Raw genomic sequence first — 17220 nt, forward strand, 5'->3', positions numbered from 1 at the left:
TTAGGACTATTAAAAAAAATACTTAACAATGGGATTACTTGGAATGATTTTGGCAGCTGTTTTAGTTGCAATATTACTAGCTTTTATTATAGTTAAATTTTTACCATTAAAACTAAGGTGGATTGCCTCTATATTACTTTTGGCATTAACCGCTTTTTTAGTTTCTAAAATATACTACGGTATTATGGAGCCAATTATTTTTAACAAAACAAAAGTTGTTAAGTACAGCAAAGTTGTTGATAAATTAAAAATAATTAGAGATGCAGAAGTTAAACATTTTGAAGTAACAGGAACATACACTAAAGACAAAAATGCTTTATTGCAATTTATTGACACTGCTAGATTAGCTTTAACAGAAACAAAAACTGTTGTTGAAAAAGAAGATAGAGGTGGTGGAATTATCATTGATGTAGAAAAAAAGAAAGTAGATACTATAGGTTACGAGCCAGTTTCTAAATACTTTAAAGGTAAAAACTACAAAGAGATGTTTAAAGTACCTGGTGTAGAAGGAAAAGAGTTTGATATTGAAGTAGGAACAGTAGAAAAAGTTCCAGGAATGGTAGTACCAACATTCTATGTAAAAACAGATAAGAAAGACATTTTAAAAGGAATGAATGAATCTCTTTTAAAACAAGAATTAGAGCAAGTTGCAACAGACCAAATTAAAGGAGAATTTGTTTCTGTAGGTTCTTTAGATGAAGTTTCAACTGGTGGTAACTGGCCTCCTGCTTATGATAAAAAAGACCGTGATCAAGAAGAATAGTAGAAATACTGTAACACACTCAAAAGATACAAAGTTATCCATTCAATTTAATTTGGATGGATTTTCTTTTTGTATCATAAACAACACTACAAAAGAAACTAATTATTTTTCTGAATATGTTTTTAAAGAAAAACAATTAACTCCAGAGAATCTATTAAAAAAAATAGAAGAAATATTTAAAACAGATATACATTTACAAAAAGATTTTTCTTCTGTTTTAGTTATTCATCAAAACAATTTATTTTCACTAGTACCTAATCAATATTTTTCTGAAGACGTACTTTCTGAATATCTTAACTTTAATATTAAAACATTAGCCACAGATTTTATTGCATATGATGATATAGAAACCATCAATGCAAAAAATGTATATGTGCCTTATGTAAATATTAATAATTACTTATTTCAAAATTTTGGAGAGTTTGAATACCAACATCATTTAACTATTTTAATTGAAAAATTAATTTCAACTAATAATTCTGATGATAAAAAGGTATTTGTAAATGTTTCTAAAGAAAATTACGACATTGTTGTACTTGAAAATAAACAATTGCAATTTTCCAATTCATTTAATTTTCAAACAAAAGAAGATTTTATCTATTATATCTTATTTACATTCGAACAATTAAAGTTAGATGTAGAGAAAATAGGTTTATTTTTTACGGGAGATATTGAGCCAGAATCTGAAATTCACAAAATAACGTATCAATACATTAGAAATGTTTCCTTTTTAGAAAGCAACAACAAAATTTTTAATGAATTAGATGCTTCTAAACATTCTAATTATATACTTTTAAATTCATGAGAATAATTTCTGGAAAACACAAAAGTAGACGTTTATCAGCGCCTAAGAACTTACCTGTTCGCCCTACAACAGATATGGCAAAAGAATCGTTGTTTAACATTTTAAATAACACGTATTTCTTTGATAGTATTGCTGTAATAGACCTTTTTTCTGGTACAGGAAACATTAGTTACGAATTTGGTTCTAGAGGAACAAAAGATATTTACGCTATAGATGCTCACTTTGGATGTATAAAATATATCAACGAAACAGCTAAAGTTTTAGACTTACCAATAAATACTTTTAAAAGTGATGTTTACAAGTTTTTAGAAAAGACTTCTTTACAAGCAGATATTATTTTTGCTGACCCACCTTACGATTTTGAAGAAGAACAATTTTTAAAAATAGTAGATTTAGTTTTTACTAGAAAACTACTAAAGGAAGAAGGTGTTTTAATTGTTGAACACTCTAAACATACAGACCTTTCTAAACATGAAAACCACAGTTACGACAAGCGCTACGGAGGAAATGTATTTAGTTTCTTTGAAAACGAATAATTTTTATCAATTAAAAGTTTACTCATAAAAAAACACGGCAAATGCCGTGTTTTTTTATGTATGAAAAATATAATATATCTATAAAAGAGACTTTATAATATCTGCAACTGTAATTCCTTCTGCCTCTGCTTTGTAATTTTTCACAATTCTGTGCGATAAAATAGGGATTGCTACTGCTTTCACATTCTCGATATCCGGAGAAAACTTTCCGTTTACAACTGCATGTGCTTTTGCTGCTAAGATTAAGTTTTGAGATGCTCTTGGTCCTGCACCCCAATCTAAGTAAGATTTTACTAAGTCTGTCGCTTCTTTAGATTTTGGTCTTGTTTTACCAACTAAACCAACTGCATATTCTATTACATTATCTGCAACAGGAATTTTACGTATTAGTTTTTGAATTTCAACAATTTCTTCCGCCGAAAACAATGGATTTATAGTGGTGTTTTTATTACCTGTTGTACTTTTTACAACTGCTACCTCTTCTTCAAATGAAGGATATTCTAAATAAATAGAAAACATAAATCGATCTAATTGAGCTTCAGGTAAAGGATATGTCCCTTCTTGCTCAATTGGGTTTTGTGTTGCTAATACAAAGAATGGTAAGTCTAATTTATAATGATTCCCAGAAACCGTTACAGAACGCTCTTGCATTGCCTCTAATAAAGCTGCCTGCGTTTTTGGTGGAGTTCTGTTAATTTCATCAGCAAGAATAATATTAGAGAAAATAGGTCCTTTTATAAATTTAAAATGTCTGTTTTCATCTAAAATTTCACTCCCTAAAATGTCGGAAGGCATTAAATCTGGCGTAAACTGAATTCTTTTAAAACCTAATCCTAAAGCATCTGACACTGTATTTACTAACAAAGTTTTAGCCAAACCAGGTACACCAACTAATAATGAATGTCCTCCGCAAAAAATAGACAATAAAGTAAAATTAACAGCCTCATGCTGACCAATAATTACTTTACCTATTTCTGTTTTTAGCGCGTTGTATTTATCTACTAAATCCTTTACAGCTTTAACGTCAGACATTATTTATTTACTGCTTTTTTCCAATTCTTATCAAACGTACATTTACTATGTGTAGGTCCGATGTTGATGTAAGTGTCTTTTATTTTTTCTTTAGACCATTTTGTAATAGTTTCTTCTTTCTTTTTTTGAAGTGCTAATTGCTGTACTTTAACGTAATCATCAATAATATTGGCAACATGCGTATCTGTTCTACCTTTCATTAAAATGAATTTAAACATTTTATCTCCAGATCTTTCTTCATCATAAAAAGGGTCTGTCATTTCACCTTTTTTAAGATCACTTACTCTTGCATAAAAAGCAGGATCCATTCTTGTTAAATCGAATTTAGATTCTCCTGTGGATGGGTTAATAATAAGCCCTCCACTATTCCTTGTATCCTCGTCATCAGAATATTTTTTAACAGCTTCCTCAAAAGTTAAAGCTCCTTCTCTAATTTTTTGAACAATACTATCTGCTTTCACTTTAAGCTCATTCATTTTAGAGTCCGGAACTTCTGGTTGCATTAATATATGAGAAGCAACTCTTGTATTTCCTTTAACTGCATGCAATTGCATAATATGATAACCAAATTCAGATTTAAATGGTTTAGAAACCTGACCAATATCTAAAGTAAAAGCCATTTCTTTAAATTCTTTAATAAAAGCAGATTCTTTTGTCACTGTATACTCTCCTCCATTATTAGTAACTCCAGGATCATCTGAATTAATAATCGCTTTCATTCTAAAGTTAGAACCGTCTTCTATATCCTTTTTAATTTCTAATAATTTAGCAATAACTCTTTCTGTTTCTTCTTTTGTAGGTACTGCTGTTAAAACTATTTGAGCCAATTCTATCTCTGCAGGAAACTGAGGTAATTCTCCTTTTTCTTTTAATCCATTAAAATACAAACGAACTTCTTCTGGAGTAACATCTATTTTTTCTGTAATTTTTAATTGTTCTTTTTCAATTAAAAGATTTTCTGTTTGAACAGTAGTCAATTCCTTTTTTAAATCTTCTAAATCATTAAAACCATAAGCTTTAATTACTTTGTCTATATTTCCGTATTGTTGTGTAAAGTACTGAATACTTCTATCTACTTTATCAGAAATTTCAGCATCAGAAACGGTAACACTATCTACAACTGCGTGATGTGCCATTAATTTCTGCTGCATTAATTCTTCTAGCATTTCGCAGTCTGAAATTTGCACTTTCCCTTCGCTTCTTACCTCTACCTCTTGCTTAAATTTAGCTATATCAGAATCTAAAACAATGTTTTTACCAATAACAACGGCTACACCATCTATTTTTACCTTTTGTGCGGAAGTTTGCAGTCCTAAAAAGCATAAGAATAATGCAAAAATTGATGATTTAATATATTTTAAAATTGTTGTTCTGTGTTGCATCTTTTACTATTATTTTTTCTATCTCTCTTAATAATTCAATTTTACGTTTATGTAAAATCATTTGTTCTATGGTTGGTGTAATATAACTTAATGGCGCAATAGAATTACGCTCTAAAACATCGTTTATAGCCACCAAATATAAACCTATTGAGTCTTGTTTTTCGATGAATTTTGTTTTTTTTAACAGTTTTTCCTTGGAAAAAGGAAGTTTTAACAAAATGTTATCTAATTGCGTCCAAACAGAGTCGTTAAATTGATGTGATTTAAAACTCAACTCTTGTTTTTCTAATTTTTCTAAATCAGTAATATCATCCGATTTAAAAAGCTTTAAAATATTCTTTTTATCTTTAATATTATTATCTACATGAAGGTACCTTATTTTAACTAGCTCTTCATTTAATTTAAAATTCTCCATATTCAACATATAATATTCCGCTAATTCCTCTTCAGAAATAACAGTATCTAATTGTTGTTTTACAAGTTGTTCTTTAAAATTATTAATTAATAGGCTTTCTTTATAATCTTTAACTAAATTATCTATTTGATTTACCGTTTCTAGAGAAATATTATTCTTTGCTTTTTCTAGTAAAAGTCTTTTAATTGCCCAATTTTGAATATAGCTTTTTACCAACACTAAACTATCTACATTACTTATGTTTTTAGGTAACACATTTGCTAAGTCTTCTTTAAAAAGCTTTTCCGCATTAACAGAAGCCACGATTTCTGAGGTGTTAATTTCTTTTTCTTTCATTGTAAAAAATTCACAAGAAGAAAATAGCACTACACAAAATAGGAAAACAATGTATTTCATTATTTATTTTCGTAAAATTTAATTAACTTTTTTAATTCCTTTTTACTCACTTTAACTTTACTTTTCTTTCTTAAATCTGCAATCCAATTTTCGTCTAAAAAGTTTTGATAATCATTAATCACTTGTCCTTTTATACTATCTAAATCGCTTGTTGCATAAGTATCCTTTTGGTTCTCAAAGAACTCTTGCAATCCAATTGAGTCGTTAGAAGACTTTGTCCATATTTTCTCTTGCATCAATTCAAAAAGCAACAAACCATCTTCATATTCTTTTAAAGTATATGCATATTCTGGTTCTGTATAAATTAAATTCTCTTTATAATAGGTAAGAATTTGATCATCTTTAAACATTTCAAAAAGTTTAAAAACAGCTAAATGCCTTCTATTTCTAATATATTTTATAAAAGTTTCTTGTGTAATATTTTTATCATTTATACTAATAATTGTATTCTGTAATGAGTCTTTTGGAATTGCTCTTAGATTTTTACGATCTAAAATCTTTTTAGCTTCATCATATTCTGTTATTGTGTACTCTTTTTTCAATTTATTTACAACTGCATCTTCAGACAACTGCATTCTAGAACTCTTTTTTATCTTTTCTTTTAATTCAACTTTCATTTCATCAAAAGATTTAATAGGATGTTTTTTTAACAATTGTACAATATGCCAACCAAACTGACTTCTAAATGGTTTAGAGAAATCTGATACGTTTTCTAAAGCGAAGGCTGCATCATCAAATGATTTCACCATTCTTCCTGCTCCAAATTTACCTAGCTTACCTCCATTATTTTTAGAACCCGGATCTTCTGAGTATTTTTTTGCTAAATCGTCAAAACGCTCTTTATTATTTAATTTAGCATAAATACTATCTATCTTCACTTTACCAACAGCAGTGGTGTCTCTTATTAAAATATGTGCTGCTTCAATTTCTCCTTTAGATTCCTTTACATCATCAACTTGCATAATATGATATCCAAATTGTGTTTTAAATGGCATAGAAATTTCACCAACCTTAGTAGCATACGCAGCAACCTCAAAAGGATACACCATATTAAAAGCAGAGAAATAGCCTAAATTACCACCATTTCCTTTTCTTCCTGTTTTAGGATCGTCTTGTGCAGATCTATCTTCTGAATATTGTGCCGCTATTGCTTCAAACTGTTCACCTTTTGTAATTCTTTCTCTTAGTTCTAAGATTTTATTATAAACCATTAAGGTATCTTTTGGTGATGCTTCTCTTGGCAATCTTATTAAAATATGCTTTGCCTTTACCTGATTTTTAGTTCTAAAATAAGCGTCTTTCACTAATTGATCTATAAAAGTAGTATCTTGTAAATAAGGTGCAGAAAGCTGGTTTTTATAAGATTCCATTTCTCTTTTATAAGAAGGCAACGTATCTAAATTAATAGCATAAGCTTCTTTTACTTTTAGCTTATAATTAATGTATAAATCTAAATTTTTAGTGATGCTTTTAGCTTCTTCATTATCTATAGCCTCTAAATTTTTTTCATACACTCTTTTAAATTCAGAAACAGTTGTTTTTTCTCCATCTATTGTAATTAACGTTTTCTCTTTCTTTTGTGAGAAGACAGATATAGAGGCCCCTAAAACAAATAATAAAACTATTTTTTTCATAAAATGACTTAATTATAATGATATGATTCCTTTAATTTTTTCAGCTTTTAAATAATAAGAAATTACTTTATCTGAACTTTCTATCTTTAATACGATAGAAACGCTCACATATTTCCCTGTCTTAGATTTTTTTGTATTAATTACTGCCCCAGAATCGTTAAATAAATCTTCTACTTCTTGTACCTGATTACCATCTGTAGGTACAATAAATTTATACATATAATCTGCAGGAAACTTTGTAGTATCGTCTAATTGGCTCTTTAACTTTTTATAAAATTCTTTTTTATCACTCATAAAAATACTTTCTTAAATCTAAATTAATTATAAACAACAAGACACAAAATTACGTTAAAAATTAGTTTTATAAAGAGATTCATTTATTTTTGTGAAATGCAGCAAAAAATAGTCTTAATAGGTGGACCTGGAACAGGAAAAACTTCCGTTATAAATGAATTAACAAATAGAGGGTATTTTTGTATGCCTGAAATTTCTAGAGAAGTAACCTTAGAAGCTCAAAAAAAAGGAATCGATCAACTGTTTTTAACAGAACCTTTATTATTTAGCAAAATGCTTTTAGAAGGCAGAGAAAAACAATTTTTAGAAGCGAATAAAAGCGAGCAAAAACTAGTCTTTTTTGATAGAGGAATTCCGGATGTTCATGCATATATGGATTATTTTAAAACCGACTATCCAGCAACATTTTTCGAAAAATGCAATCTTTATAAATACACTAAAATTTTTCATTTCTCTCCTTGGAAAGACATTCATATAACTGATAACGAGCGCTATGAATCTTTTGAAGAAACCACTGAAATAGACCGATTTTTAATGAAATCTTATACTGATTTAGGGTACGCAATAATTAATGTTCCTTTTGGCTCTTTAAAAGAAAGAACAGATTTTGTTATAAATTCGCTTGCTTGCGAATTATGATTTCGCCAAAAGAAATATTAAAAAAATATTGGGGCTTTTCTGAATTTAGACCCCAACAAGAAGAAATAATTACGGCATCTTTAGCGCAAAAAGATGTGATTGCATTACTGCCAACAGGTGGAGGAAAATCTATCTGTTTTCAAATTCCGGCTTTAGCACAAGAAGGTGTCTGTTTAGTTATTTCTCCTTTAATTGCTTTAATGCAAGATCAGGTAGAAAACTTAACTCAAAAAGGAATAAAAGCAACAACCATTAAATCTGGTTCTACACAAGATGAAATGATAACATTGTTTGACAATGTTAAATTCGGAGGCATTAAATTCTTATATCTTTCTCCAGAAAGGTTGCAATCTTACTTTATTCAACAGAAAATAAAAGAATTAAACGTTAATTTAATTGCTATTGATGAAGCACATTGTATTTCTGAATGGGGACATGATTTTAGGCCCTCTTATAGAAACATCAATATATTAAGAGAATTAAAACCAGAAACTCCTTTTATCGCTTTAACAGCAACGGCAAACCAAAAAGTTCTTGGTGATATTGAAAAAAACCTTGAATTAAAAGAACCACAACTTTTTAAAAAATCTTTTTACCGAGAAAATTTAGCGTATCAAATATTTACGATTGAAGATAAATTACAACGCTTACTTCAAATATTTACAAAAACGAAAACACCTGCAATTGTTTATGTCAATTCTAGAAAAAAAACAGCTCAGATAGCCTCATTTTTAAATGCAAATAATTTTAAAAGTTCCTTTTACCACGCTGGATTATCATCCGTAGAAAAAAATATTTCTTTTGAAAATTGGATGACAGAAAAAACACCCATTATAGTGGCTACAAATGCCTTCGGAATGGGAATTGACAAAGCAAACGTTGGTTTGGTTATTCATTTAGACTTGCCTACAAGCATCGAAAATTACGTACAAGAAACTGGTAGAGCAGGTAGAAGTGGTAAAAAATCGTTTGCCGTTTTATTGTATAACAAAAGTGATGTTTTATTATTTAAAGAACGCTTAGAAAAAACATTATTAAGCATCTCTGAAATTAAAGAAATCCATAGAAAATTGTATCAATATTTTAGAATTTCTTTAGGCGAATTAAGCGAAGAATCTTATTCTTTTAATCTTTTAGAGTTTTCTAAAAAGTATAATTATTCCGTATTAAAAGTAGATACTGCTCTTAAAATATTAGCTAATAACGGAATTATAGAAATTAGCAATCAGTATAACAAAAAGTCTACGTTGCAATTTATTGTGAATAGTAAAACGGTTTTAAATTATTTGGACAAAAATCCTATAATTAAAAATTTTACTAACTCTATATTAAGAACCTATGCGGGTCTATTTGAGGAGGAAGTTAAGATTGATGAATTTTTTATCGCTAAAAAATCTGGTTTAACCACCAATCTTGTTTTAACAAATTTTGAACGTTTAGAAAAGGATAATATAATTGCTTACAAACCAGTGAAAAATGATGCAGAACTCTTATTTTTAGTACCACGGGAAGATGATTATACTATAAATAGGTCTTCTAGAGAAATGAAGCAATTCATCCATCAAAAAAAACAAAAATCTGAAGATTTAATTGCTTTTGTAAATAACAATTCCGTTTGTAGAAGTAATCAGGTTTTAAGTTATTTTGATGAAATAAAAACCGAAAAATGTGGTATTTGTGATGTTTGTATTTCAGAAAACAAAAAGCCTACCAAAACTTTATCATCAGAAATAATACTACTTTTAAAGAATAATCAATCTTTATCATCCCAAGAAATTAGTGCTTCTTTAGTAGCAGATGAAAAAGACATTTTAATACATTTGCGACAACTATTAACAGATGATAAAATAAAAATTAATCATCAGAATAAATACCAATTAATCCACTAATTATGAAAGACATGCGTATTATTTTTATGGGAACTCCAGATTTTGCTGTTACTATTTTAAAGCATTTGGTAGAAAATGATTATAATGTAGTTGGTGTTATTACAGCAGCAGACAAACCAGCAGGAAGAGGAAGAAAGTTAAATGAATCTGCAGTAAAAAAATATGCAACTTCGGTAAATTTGCCAATTTTGCAACCTACCAACTTAAAAAACGAAGATTTTAATATAGAATTAAAAAATTTAAATGCTGATATACAAATTGTAGTCGCTTTTAGAATGTTGCCTAAAGTAGTTTGGCAAATGCCCAAATATGGTACTTTTAATTTACACGCTTCTTTATTACCAGAATATAGAGGTGCAGCACCAATACATTGGGCAATTATAAATGGAGAAACTAAAACGGGTGTAACCACTTTTTTTATTGATGATAAAATTGATACTGGAGAAATTATCTTACAAGAAGAAATAGCGGTTTCAGAGACAGAAACAGTTGGTACATTACATGACAAGTTAATGTTTTTAGGAGCCGATTTAGTTGGTAAAACTATAGACTTAATTGCTACAGAAAAAGTAACCACTACAAAACAACCAGATTTAGAAGAAAAATCTGCTTCTAAATTAAATCCTGAAAATTGCAGAATAGATTGGACAGATTCTTTAGACAACATCTATAATAAAATTAGAGGTTTAAACCCTTTTCCAGCAGCTTGGACTATCATCAAAAATGGAGAAGATGAAATAACAGCAAAAATCTATGCCATTAGAAAAGAAATTGAAGAAGAAGCTCATGATTTTGAAATTGGTAAAATAATTGCTACTAAAAAAGAATTAAAAGTAGCTGTTGATGGCGGTTTCATTATTATTGATGAAATAAAACTATCTGGAAAGAAAAAAATGGATGCAAAAAGTTTATTAAATGGCTATAATTTTTCTTCTGAGGCGAATGTCTTCTAAAGCCTTTATCCGTAAGGTTTTTACAGATTTTTGTTATTTCCAACTACCTTTATTAACAATTTACACATATTTATTAACAAAAAGGTGCTTTTTTTGCACTCAAATTTGCGTAAACCCTTAATCCATCTATATTTGTTAAGCTATTAAGCAAAAAATATACAATTAATTTTAAAAAATTTATTTATTATGAACAAGTCAGATTTAATCGATGCAATGGCTGCTGATGCAGGAATTTCTAAAGTAGCAGCTAAAGCGGCATTAGAATCTTTTACAGACAATGTAACTTCTGCTTTAAAAGGTGGTGATAAAGTTGCATTAGTTGGTTTCGGTACATTCTCTGTTTCTAACAGAGCTGCTAGAACTGGTAGAAATCCTCAAACAGGAAAAACTATAGAAATTGCTGCTAAAAACGTAGCTAAATTTAAAGCTGGAGCTGGTTTAAGCGACGCTGTAAACTAAAACATATAGTTTTAAAGTATATAAAAGCTCTCTTTTTTAAGAGGGCTTTTTTTTATGAAAATTTTTATTATATTTAACATAACTATTTTAAATCAAAAATTTGAAACTAAATAAAGGTAAATTATTAATTGCAGAACCAGCTATTTTAAACGATAGCGCCTTTAATAGAACTATAGTCTTATTAACAGAACACACCTCTAGTAATTCTGTTGGCTTTATCTTAAATAGACCTTTAGATTATACTATTAATGATTTGCTACCAGAAATTGACTGTAATTTTCCAGTATATCAAGGTGGTCCTGTAGAGCAAGATAACTTGTACTTTGTACATAAAGTTCCACAACTACTTCCGGATAGTATAGAGGTTGCTAACGGAATATTTTGGGGAGGAAGTTTTGAGTGTTTAAAGGATTTGTTAAACACTGACACCTTAAAAGCATCTGATATTCGTTTTTTCTTAGGATATTCTGGCTGGGAAAAAGAACAACTAGACCAAGAAATGAATCAAAATTCATGGTTTGTAGGTGACAATGATTTCGAAAATATTTTTTCCATGGACGATGAAAGCCTATGGAAAAATAAATTACTACAAAAAGGAGGCAATTATAAGCTTTGGGCAAATGCCCCCAATGATTTTAATTTAAATTAAACACCCGTAATTTGTAATACTTTTAAATTACCTGCTATTTTCTTTCCAATCTCTGTAGTAAATACTTTTTTCTTATACCCAGTTACTGGTTGTACTCCAATTATTGCATTTGTAATAAACACTTCATCTGCTTTTTGTATTTCAAAAGGAGATATTGAAGTTTCCTCTAACGTAAAATCTTTGTTTTTAGATAAAATTTCAATTACCTTATTACGTACAATCCCTTTTATACAACCTTCTGAAAGTGCTGGCGTTTTAATAACATTTCCTTTAATTACAAATATATTTCCATTTGTAACTTCTACTACTCCCTTTTTTTCATTTAATAAAATACAATTGTCTAAATCATTTTCGTCAGCAAAAATACTTGCCAAAGTATTCAGCATTCTGTTATTGGTTTTTATGGTTGATAAAAGCCCAGAATAATTATAAAAATCTTTATAAACATCTAAAGAATAAGATTCTTTTGTCTGATAAGAACTTTCCGAAGCTTCTATAGTGTAATCTATTTTATTAGTTTTAGGAGTGTACAAACCACCGTCTTTTCTAAAAACATTTAAACGAACTCTATATGTATTTGCAGATCCTTGGGATGCGACAGTTTTTAAAATTTCTTGTTCTAAAAACTCTAAAGTAAACTCCATAGGAATTCTCATACGCAACATTCTCATAGAGGCCATTAATCTAAAATAATGATCTTCCCAAAAAACCACTTTTTTATGCATCACTTTTACAGATTCAAAAATGGCGTCACCATATTTAAAAGCTCTATTTTCTGATGATAATTTTATATTTTCAGGGTCTATTAACGCTCCATTAAAGTTAATCATAAATACATTTTTTTTAGCCTTGCGAAATTAATGCTTTTTAAAATATTTTAGCATAAAAAAACTCAACAATAATGTTGAGTTTTATATTTTAATTATATGTGTTAAACCACAAAGAATACAAAGTTTTAACAGAATAATACTATTACCCAATAAAGGCTAAAACTTAAGCACCAATAGTGTGTCTTAATTCATCAATTTGATTTTCCCAAAGTTGTTTAGACTCCTCTACTTCATCTTCATCATCAGCAAAATCTGTAATAACTAAAGAAACATCTTTAGTTAATGCATCAACTTGAATCTTAATTTCAAAATAACTATCATCTCCTTCACTCTCTACCCACTTAAAACGGATTCTATCATCTGTTTTTTTTGTGATCAATTCAGCAATTTCTTCTTCTCCTTCCCAAGTAAAGCTATATTCTTTACCTCTAGAGTTTACTTTATCTGCAAACCATTCTTGCAAATTAGAAGGTGATGAGATGTACTGATACAACATGTGAGGCGATGCGTGAATAGCTATTTCTAGTTCGAATTTTATTTTATCCATTATTATTTTCTTAGGTTGACAATATAGTTATTAATTCTTTTTAAAAAAAATTTAAAACAGTTCTTGCCAGTTTGTAAAATTCTACTATATTTGCAGCCTCAAAACAATGGCGAGGTAGCTCAGTTGGTTAGAGCGCAGGATTCATAACCCTGAGGTCACGGGTTCAAATCCCGTTCTCGCTACAAACTTAATGTTAATTAAATCAACGAATTGTGTCTCACAATTCGTTTTTTTATGTCTACATTTTTCTTACTTTTACAAAGAGTACACGATAAAGTACACGATTCCACTATGAAATTGAATTATTCAGAGCCAAAAATCTTCACAGGTGGAGTTAATATTGGAGACTGGTCTAAACTGTCAAAAAAAAATAAAAAAGAAGCATTATCCAAAAGTTGGTATGTCTATTATTCATTTAGAGATCCAATTACAGGAAAACTAAAAAGGCAGACTAATATAAAAGCTGGAGTCAACCTTTATAAAGATAAAAGAAGTAGAATACACATCTTAACTCAATTAAAGGAAAGTTTAGAATATGTTTTATCAAAAGGCTTCAATCCTTATGAAGACAATAGTTCCTTAGCTGAATTTATCGAAAATCTTCTATCTCCCGAAGAAGACAAAATCAAGAATACACCAACACAAAAGGAAACTCCTGTGTATCTTGAAAAAAAGGCTGTACAAGAAACACCAATCCTCTACCCTATTAACACTTCTTTTGACTTAGCATTAAATACCAAATCTAAAGTTCTAAGTGGAATTTCATATCAAAATTTAAAAAATAGAATTGAACGATTTAAAAAATGGCTCAACGATGAAGGCTATAATCTTAAAGAAGATATTTCAATTATAAATAAGAAACTTGTAATACAATATCTGAACACTGTATTACAAGCTACAAGTCCTAGAAACAGAAACAATACACGTACTGACATCAGTTCCTTATTTCAAACGTTAGAAGACAATGAAATAATTGAAAATAATTTTGTTAAGAAAATTAATGTTTTAAAATCTGTACCAGAAAGAAATAAAACCTATACTACAACTGAGCAGAAAGATATTTTTAAATATTTAGAAAAACATGATGCAGTATTATATCTTTTTGTTCAATTTATATCTTATAATTTTCTTAGACCTGTTGAAGTTTGTCGATTAAAAATTGGTGATATCGATTTAATAGATAAAAAGATTTATGTTAGAGCCAAAAACAAGCCTGTAAAAATTAAAATCATTCCTGATATATTAATTAAGCAATTACCAGATCTATCTAAATTAAATAAAATCGATTTTTTATTTACTCCAAATGAAATTGGTGGCGAATGGGAAGCAAAAGAAAACAATAAAAGAAATTATTTTACCAAACAGTTTAAAAAAGTAAAAGACCATTTTGGTTTAGGTAAAGATTATGGTTTATATAGTTTTAGACACACCTTTATAACGAAGTTGTATAAAGAAATGGCAAAAGCAGCAACTCCTTTTGAAGTAAAAAGTAAATTAAAATTAATTACAGGACATGCAACAATGGATGCACTAGAATTATATCTACGAGATATTGATGCCGTATTGCCTGAAGATTATTCAAAATTATTAAAGTAATGGAAAGTAAATATTTTGGAATTATTCCAAAAGAACTAAACTCTTTGAATAAAATTATACAATTAGAAAATTTTCTAAAGGAAAATGATTTAATAATTATATCAAATAAATTAGAAATAATAAAATCAACTAAAACAGAAAATCTAGGAGAACGAAAGAACGTAGTTAAATACGATCATAATAATACTGGTTACAAATTTACAGATGAACTTACTATAGAGGTTTATGACTTTTTATTAAATCAATATAAGAATAGTTTATGTAAAAATATTTTATTTAACATTAACTTTGATGATGAAACCTTTGGTTTTTTAGAAGCTAGAAAAAAAGAAGCTGCCTTAATACAGTTCAAAAATCTTTATTCTAAATGGACTAACAATCTACCTACAATGGTCTCGGAAAATGAATTTAATAAATTAAAGAGAGCTAGAGCATTATTCCAAAACCAACTAAAATATCAGTATGAGTTAGTTGTAGCCTTCCTTATTGGGGAAATAAATTACTTTAACAGAGATTTACTTCAAACTAATGAATTATTAATTGAAATGTTTGATTTTGAAAATGATTTATTAATTTTAATAGATTTAAACCAACGTTTTTCTTTTTCAGAAGATAATGTCTATACAAAAAAAACAATAGCTCAAATAATATATAAAGAATACCCTGAAGAATTTCATTCTTTAAAACAAATTGAATTTATAGAACATCTAATTACTAAAAAAGAAATAATAAATAGAGCTTTTATCGTAAGCCTTTTTGATTTTTTTAGTAACAAACTAAGTATAAAAACACCATCTGCCGAGTCCTTTGGGAAAATTATAAATAGTCACTTTAGCTTTACTTTTGGAGAAATTAAATTAAACAGTTCTGAAGGGGATAAACATTTTAAAAGAGTAAAAGAAATTGAAAAAGAATGGGGGGAATTTTAATAATTAGAAGCTATTTTTAACTATTCCCCATAAACCTTAAAAATTCCCACACATTTTCCACACATTTCCCCTTTTCCCTCCCTTTTAAAACCTTAATTGTATCACGTAATTGCACTTAGTTAATTCTTGTTAATTAGGCAGTTATCTTTTGATGTAAAACCACCTTACTTTTTAACAAGTATTTATTTTAAAAATATTTAAAACAAAAAGTAAAATGATTGCAACAATTAATTTTAGAATTGATGAAGACCAAAAAGAGTGTCTTCAAATTTTAGCAGATGAAAAAGGTATAAAAGTATCCGCTTTAACTAGAGAAATTATAACAGACTATTTAAATAGTTTAGATAATCACGGTCTGTATGATCCATCAAAAACTATCGGTGGGTTAATAATGCCTATTCCGCCAATAGACTCTATTAATCTTTAAAATTAACTTTATGATAAGAGATAAAGTTAATTTAATAACTAAGGATATAGAAAACAATCAAAAGAAATTTAAAAATAAAGGTTTTGAATATGGCTGTTTAATTATTAAAGAAGCAAACACTTGGGTAGAGGAAGCTAAAAACAGACCAATACCCAACATGCTTTTTAGTGAGCTATGGTATGAAAATGAGGTTTGTATTTTATTTTCGGATACTAATTTAGGTAAATCTATTTTAGCTGTTCAAATTGCAGATAGCATCAGCAAAGGAAGACCAATTCCTGGTTTTAAACTTGAAAGTTCTCCTAAAAAAATACTCTATTTAGATTTTGAATTGTCTGATAAACAATTTGAAAATCGATGTTCTGAAGATTATGAAAATCATTATCAATTTAATGAAAATTTTCTAAGAGCAGAATTACATACTGAATTAGAATTGCCCAAGGAATTTAAGAATATTGAAGAATACCTATGTGCAACGTTGTCAAATATTATAATTGAAACAAAAGCATCTGTTGTAATTGTAGATAATCTCACCTTTTTAAGTAGCGAAAATGAAAAAGCAAAAGATGCTTTGGTATTAATGAAAACTCTTAAAAAAATATCTAAAACAAATAATGTTTCAATTCTTGTTTTAGCTCACACTCCTAAAAGAGATGACTCTAAACCAATTACCAAAAATGATCTAGCAGGAAGTAAAATGCTAATGAATTTTTGTGATAGTTGTTTTGCTATTGGTAGTAGTTCTCAAGAAGCATCGTTTAGATATATCAAACAAATAAAACAACGTAATACAGAGCATCTATATCATTCAGAGAATGTTATTGTTTGCAGTCTTGATAAAAAAACCAACTTTCTAGAATTTAATTTTGAAGGTTTTGATTCTGAAAAAGCACATCTTAAAACTTTTAGAACATCGGACTTAGAAGAAAGAGACGAACAGATGAAGTTTTTAATTTCTGAAGGAAAGAATAATGTTCAGATAGCTGAAATGTTAAATGTATGCGAAGGAACTATCAGAAAAAGAAGAAAAAAACTAAATATCTAA

The 17220-nt window shown here is 28.5% G+C and carries 19 protein-coding genes and 1 tRNA gene; 13 read left to right on the forward strand and 7 right to left on the reverse strand.

Annotated features, from left to right (window positions below; genetic code table 11):
* Positions 1–28: 28 nt before the first annotated feature.
* From H0I29_RS00485 to H0I29_RS00495, 3 genes are read left to right on the forward strand one after another with little or no spacing between them, the layout of a single operon-like run.
* Entirely contained in the window at positions 29–763 is a 735-nt protein-coding gene (locus H0I29_RS00485; protein WP_218731021.1) for a hypothetical protein, read from the forward strand.
* Positions 732–1568 carry a DUF3822 family protein gene (locus H0I29_RS00490; protein WP_218754036.1) on the forward strand — a complete coding sequence of 279 codons (837 nt, stop codon included), beginning with the start codon at positions 732–734 and terminating at the stop codon, positions 1566–1568. Before H0I29_RS00485 ends, H0I29_RS00490 begins: the two co-directional genes overlap by 32 nt.
* A complete protein-coding gene (locus H0I29_RS00495) occupies positions 1565–2104 on the forward strand; it encodes an RsmD family RNA methyltransferase (protein WP_218754037.1) in 540 nt (179 codons plus the stop codon). Before H0I29_RS00490 ends, H0I29_RS00495 begins: the two co-directional genes overlap by 4 nt.
* A gap of 78 nt (positions 2105–2182) precedes the next feature.
* Here H0I29_RS00495 and H0I29_RS00500 read toward each other — a convergent pair whose 3' ends face one another.
* From H0I29_RS00500 to H0I29_RS00520, 5 genes are read right to left on the reverse strand one after another with little or no spacing between them, the layout of a single operon-like run.
* Entirely contained in the window at positions 2183–3136 is a 954-nt protein-coding gene (locus H0I29_RS00500) for a MoxR family ATPase (RefSeq protein WP_218731024.1), read from the reverse strand.
* The gene (locus H0I29_RS00505) at positions 3136–4518 is read right to left on the reverse strand and encodes a peptidylprolyl isomerase (RefSeq protein ID WP_218754038.1); all 1383 of its coding nucleotides are present in this window, start codon (positions 4516–4518) and stop codon (positions 3136–3138) included. Before H0I29_RS00505 ends, H0I29_RS00500 begins: the two co-directional genes overlap by 1 nt.
* Positions 4484–5269, reverse strand: a complete 786-nt coding sequence (locus H0I29_RS00510) for a hypothetical protein (RefSeq protein ID WP_254712669.1) — start codon at positions 5267–5269, stop codon at positions 4484–4486. The genes H0I29_RS00505 and H0I29_RS00510 overlap by 35 nt, the downstream gene beginning before the upstream one ends.
* A gap of 59 nt (positions 5270–5328) precedes the next feature.
* Positions 5329–6963, reverse strand: a complete 1635-nt coding sequence (locus H0I29_RS00515; RefSeq protein ID WP_218754039.1) for a peptidylprolyl isomerase — start codon at positions 6961–6963, stop codon at positions 5329–5331.
* 12 nt (positions 6964–6975) lie between these two features.
* Positions 6976–7257: a DUF493 family protein gene (locus H0I29_RS00520; protein ID WP_165733678.1), complete on the reverse strand. Its 282-nt coding sequence runs from the start codon at positions 7255–7257 to the stop codon at positions 6976–6978.
* Positions 7258–7353: 96 nt separating this feature from the next.
* Here H0I29_RS00520 and H0I29_RS00525 point away from each other — a divergent pair, with 96 nt between their 5' ends.
* From H0I29_RS00525 to H0I29_RS00545, 5 genes are all read left to right on the forward strand, one after another.
* Positions 7354–7896: an AAA family ATPase gene (locus H0I29_RS00525; protein WP_218731029.1), complete on the forward strand. Its 543-nt coding sequence runs from the start codon at positions 7354–7356 to the stop codon at positions 7894–7896.
* Positions 7893–9785, forward strand: a complete 1893-nt coding sequence (locus tag H0I29_RS00530) for an ATP-dependent DNA helicase RecQ (RefSeq protein WP_254712670.1) — start codon at positions 7893–7895, stop codon at positions 9783–9785. Before H0I29_RS00525 ends, H0I29_RS00530 begins: the two co-directional genes overlap by 4 nt.
* 2 nt (positions 9786–9787) lie before the next feature.
* Positions 9788–10738 (forward strand): methionyl-tRNA formyltransferase, encoded by a 951-nt coding sequence (fmt, locus tag H0I29_RS00535; protein ID WP_218754040.1) that lies wholly within the window; start codon positions 9788–9790, stop codon positions 10736–10738.
* Positions 10739–10924: 186 nt separating this feature from the next.
* Positions 10925–11197 carry an HU family DNA-binding protein gene (locus H0I29_RS00540; protein ID WP_068449845.1) on the forward strand — a complete coding sequence of 91 codons (273 nt, stop codon included), beginning with the start codon at positions 10925–10927 and terminating at the stop codon, positions 11195–11197.
* 91 nt (positions 11198–11288) lie between these two features.
* Positions 11289–11846, forward strand: coding sequence for a YqgE/AlgH family protein (locus H0I29_RS00545; RefSeq protein WP_218755158.1), 558 nt, complete (start codon positions 11289–11291; stop codon positions 11844–11846).
* Here H0I29_RS00545 and H0I29_RS00550 read toward each other — a convergent pair.
* Complete coding sequence (locus H0I29_RS00550; protein ID WP_218731031.1) at positions 11843–12676, reverse strand: aminotransferase class IV; 834 nt, start codon at positions 12674–12676, stop codon at positions 11843–11845. The genes H0I29_RS00545 and H0I29_RS00550 overlap by 4 nt on opposite strands.
* Before the next feature lie 163 nt (positions 12677–12839).
* Positions 12840–13223: an START-like domain-containing protein gene (locus H0I29_RS00555; RefSeq protein WP_218731032.1), complete on the reverse strand. Its 384-nt coding sequence runs from the start codon at positions 13221–13223 to the stop codon at positions 12840–12842.
* 108 nt (positions 13224–13331) lie between these two features.
* On the opposite strand from H0I29_RS00555, the gene H0I29_RS00560 reads away from it, so the two are divergent.
* The 5 genes from H0I29_RS00560 (at position 13332) to H0I29_RS00580 (ending at position 17220) form a co-directional block, all read left to right on the forward strand.
* A tRNA-Met gene (locus H0I29_RS00560) sits at positions 13332–13405 on the forward strand.
* Between the two features lie 52 nt (positions 13406–13457).
* Positions 13458–14819 carry a site-specific integrase gene (locus H0I29_RS00565; protein ID WP_218754041.1) on the forward strand — a complete coding sequence of 454 codons (1362 nt, stop codon included), beginning with the start codon at positions 13458–13460 and terminating at the stop codon, positions 14817–14819.
* Positions 14819–15748, forward strand: a complete 930-nt coding sequence (locus H0I29_RS00570; protein WP_218754042.1) for a hypothetical protein — start codon at positions 14819–14821, stop codon at positions 15746–15748. The genes H0I29_RS00565 and H0I29_RS00570 overlap by 1 nt, the downstream gene beginning before the upstream one ends.
* Before the next feature lie 214 nt (positions 15749–15962).
* On the forward strand, positions 15963–16175 hold the full coding sequence (locus H0I29_RS00575) for a hypothetical protein (protein ID WP_218754043.1): 213 nt from the start codon (positions 15963–15965) through the stop codon (positions 16173–16175).
* Positions 16176–16185: 10 nt separating this feature from the next.
* Positions 16186–17220, forward strand: a complete 1035-nt coding sequence (locus H0I29_RS00580; RefSeq protein ID WP_218754044.1) for an AAA family ATPase — start codon at positions 16186–16188, stop codon at positions 17218–17220.

Origin of the sequence: Polaribacter sp. R2A056_3_33 (genome assembly GCF_019278485.1) — a bacterium.
Taxonomy (GTDB): domain Bacteria; phylum Bacteroidota; class Bacteroidia; order Flavobacteriales; family Flavobacteriaceae; genus Polaribacter.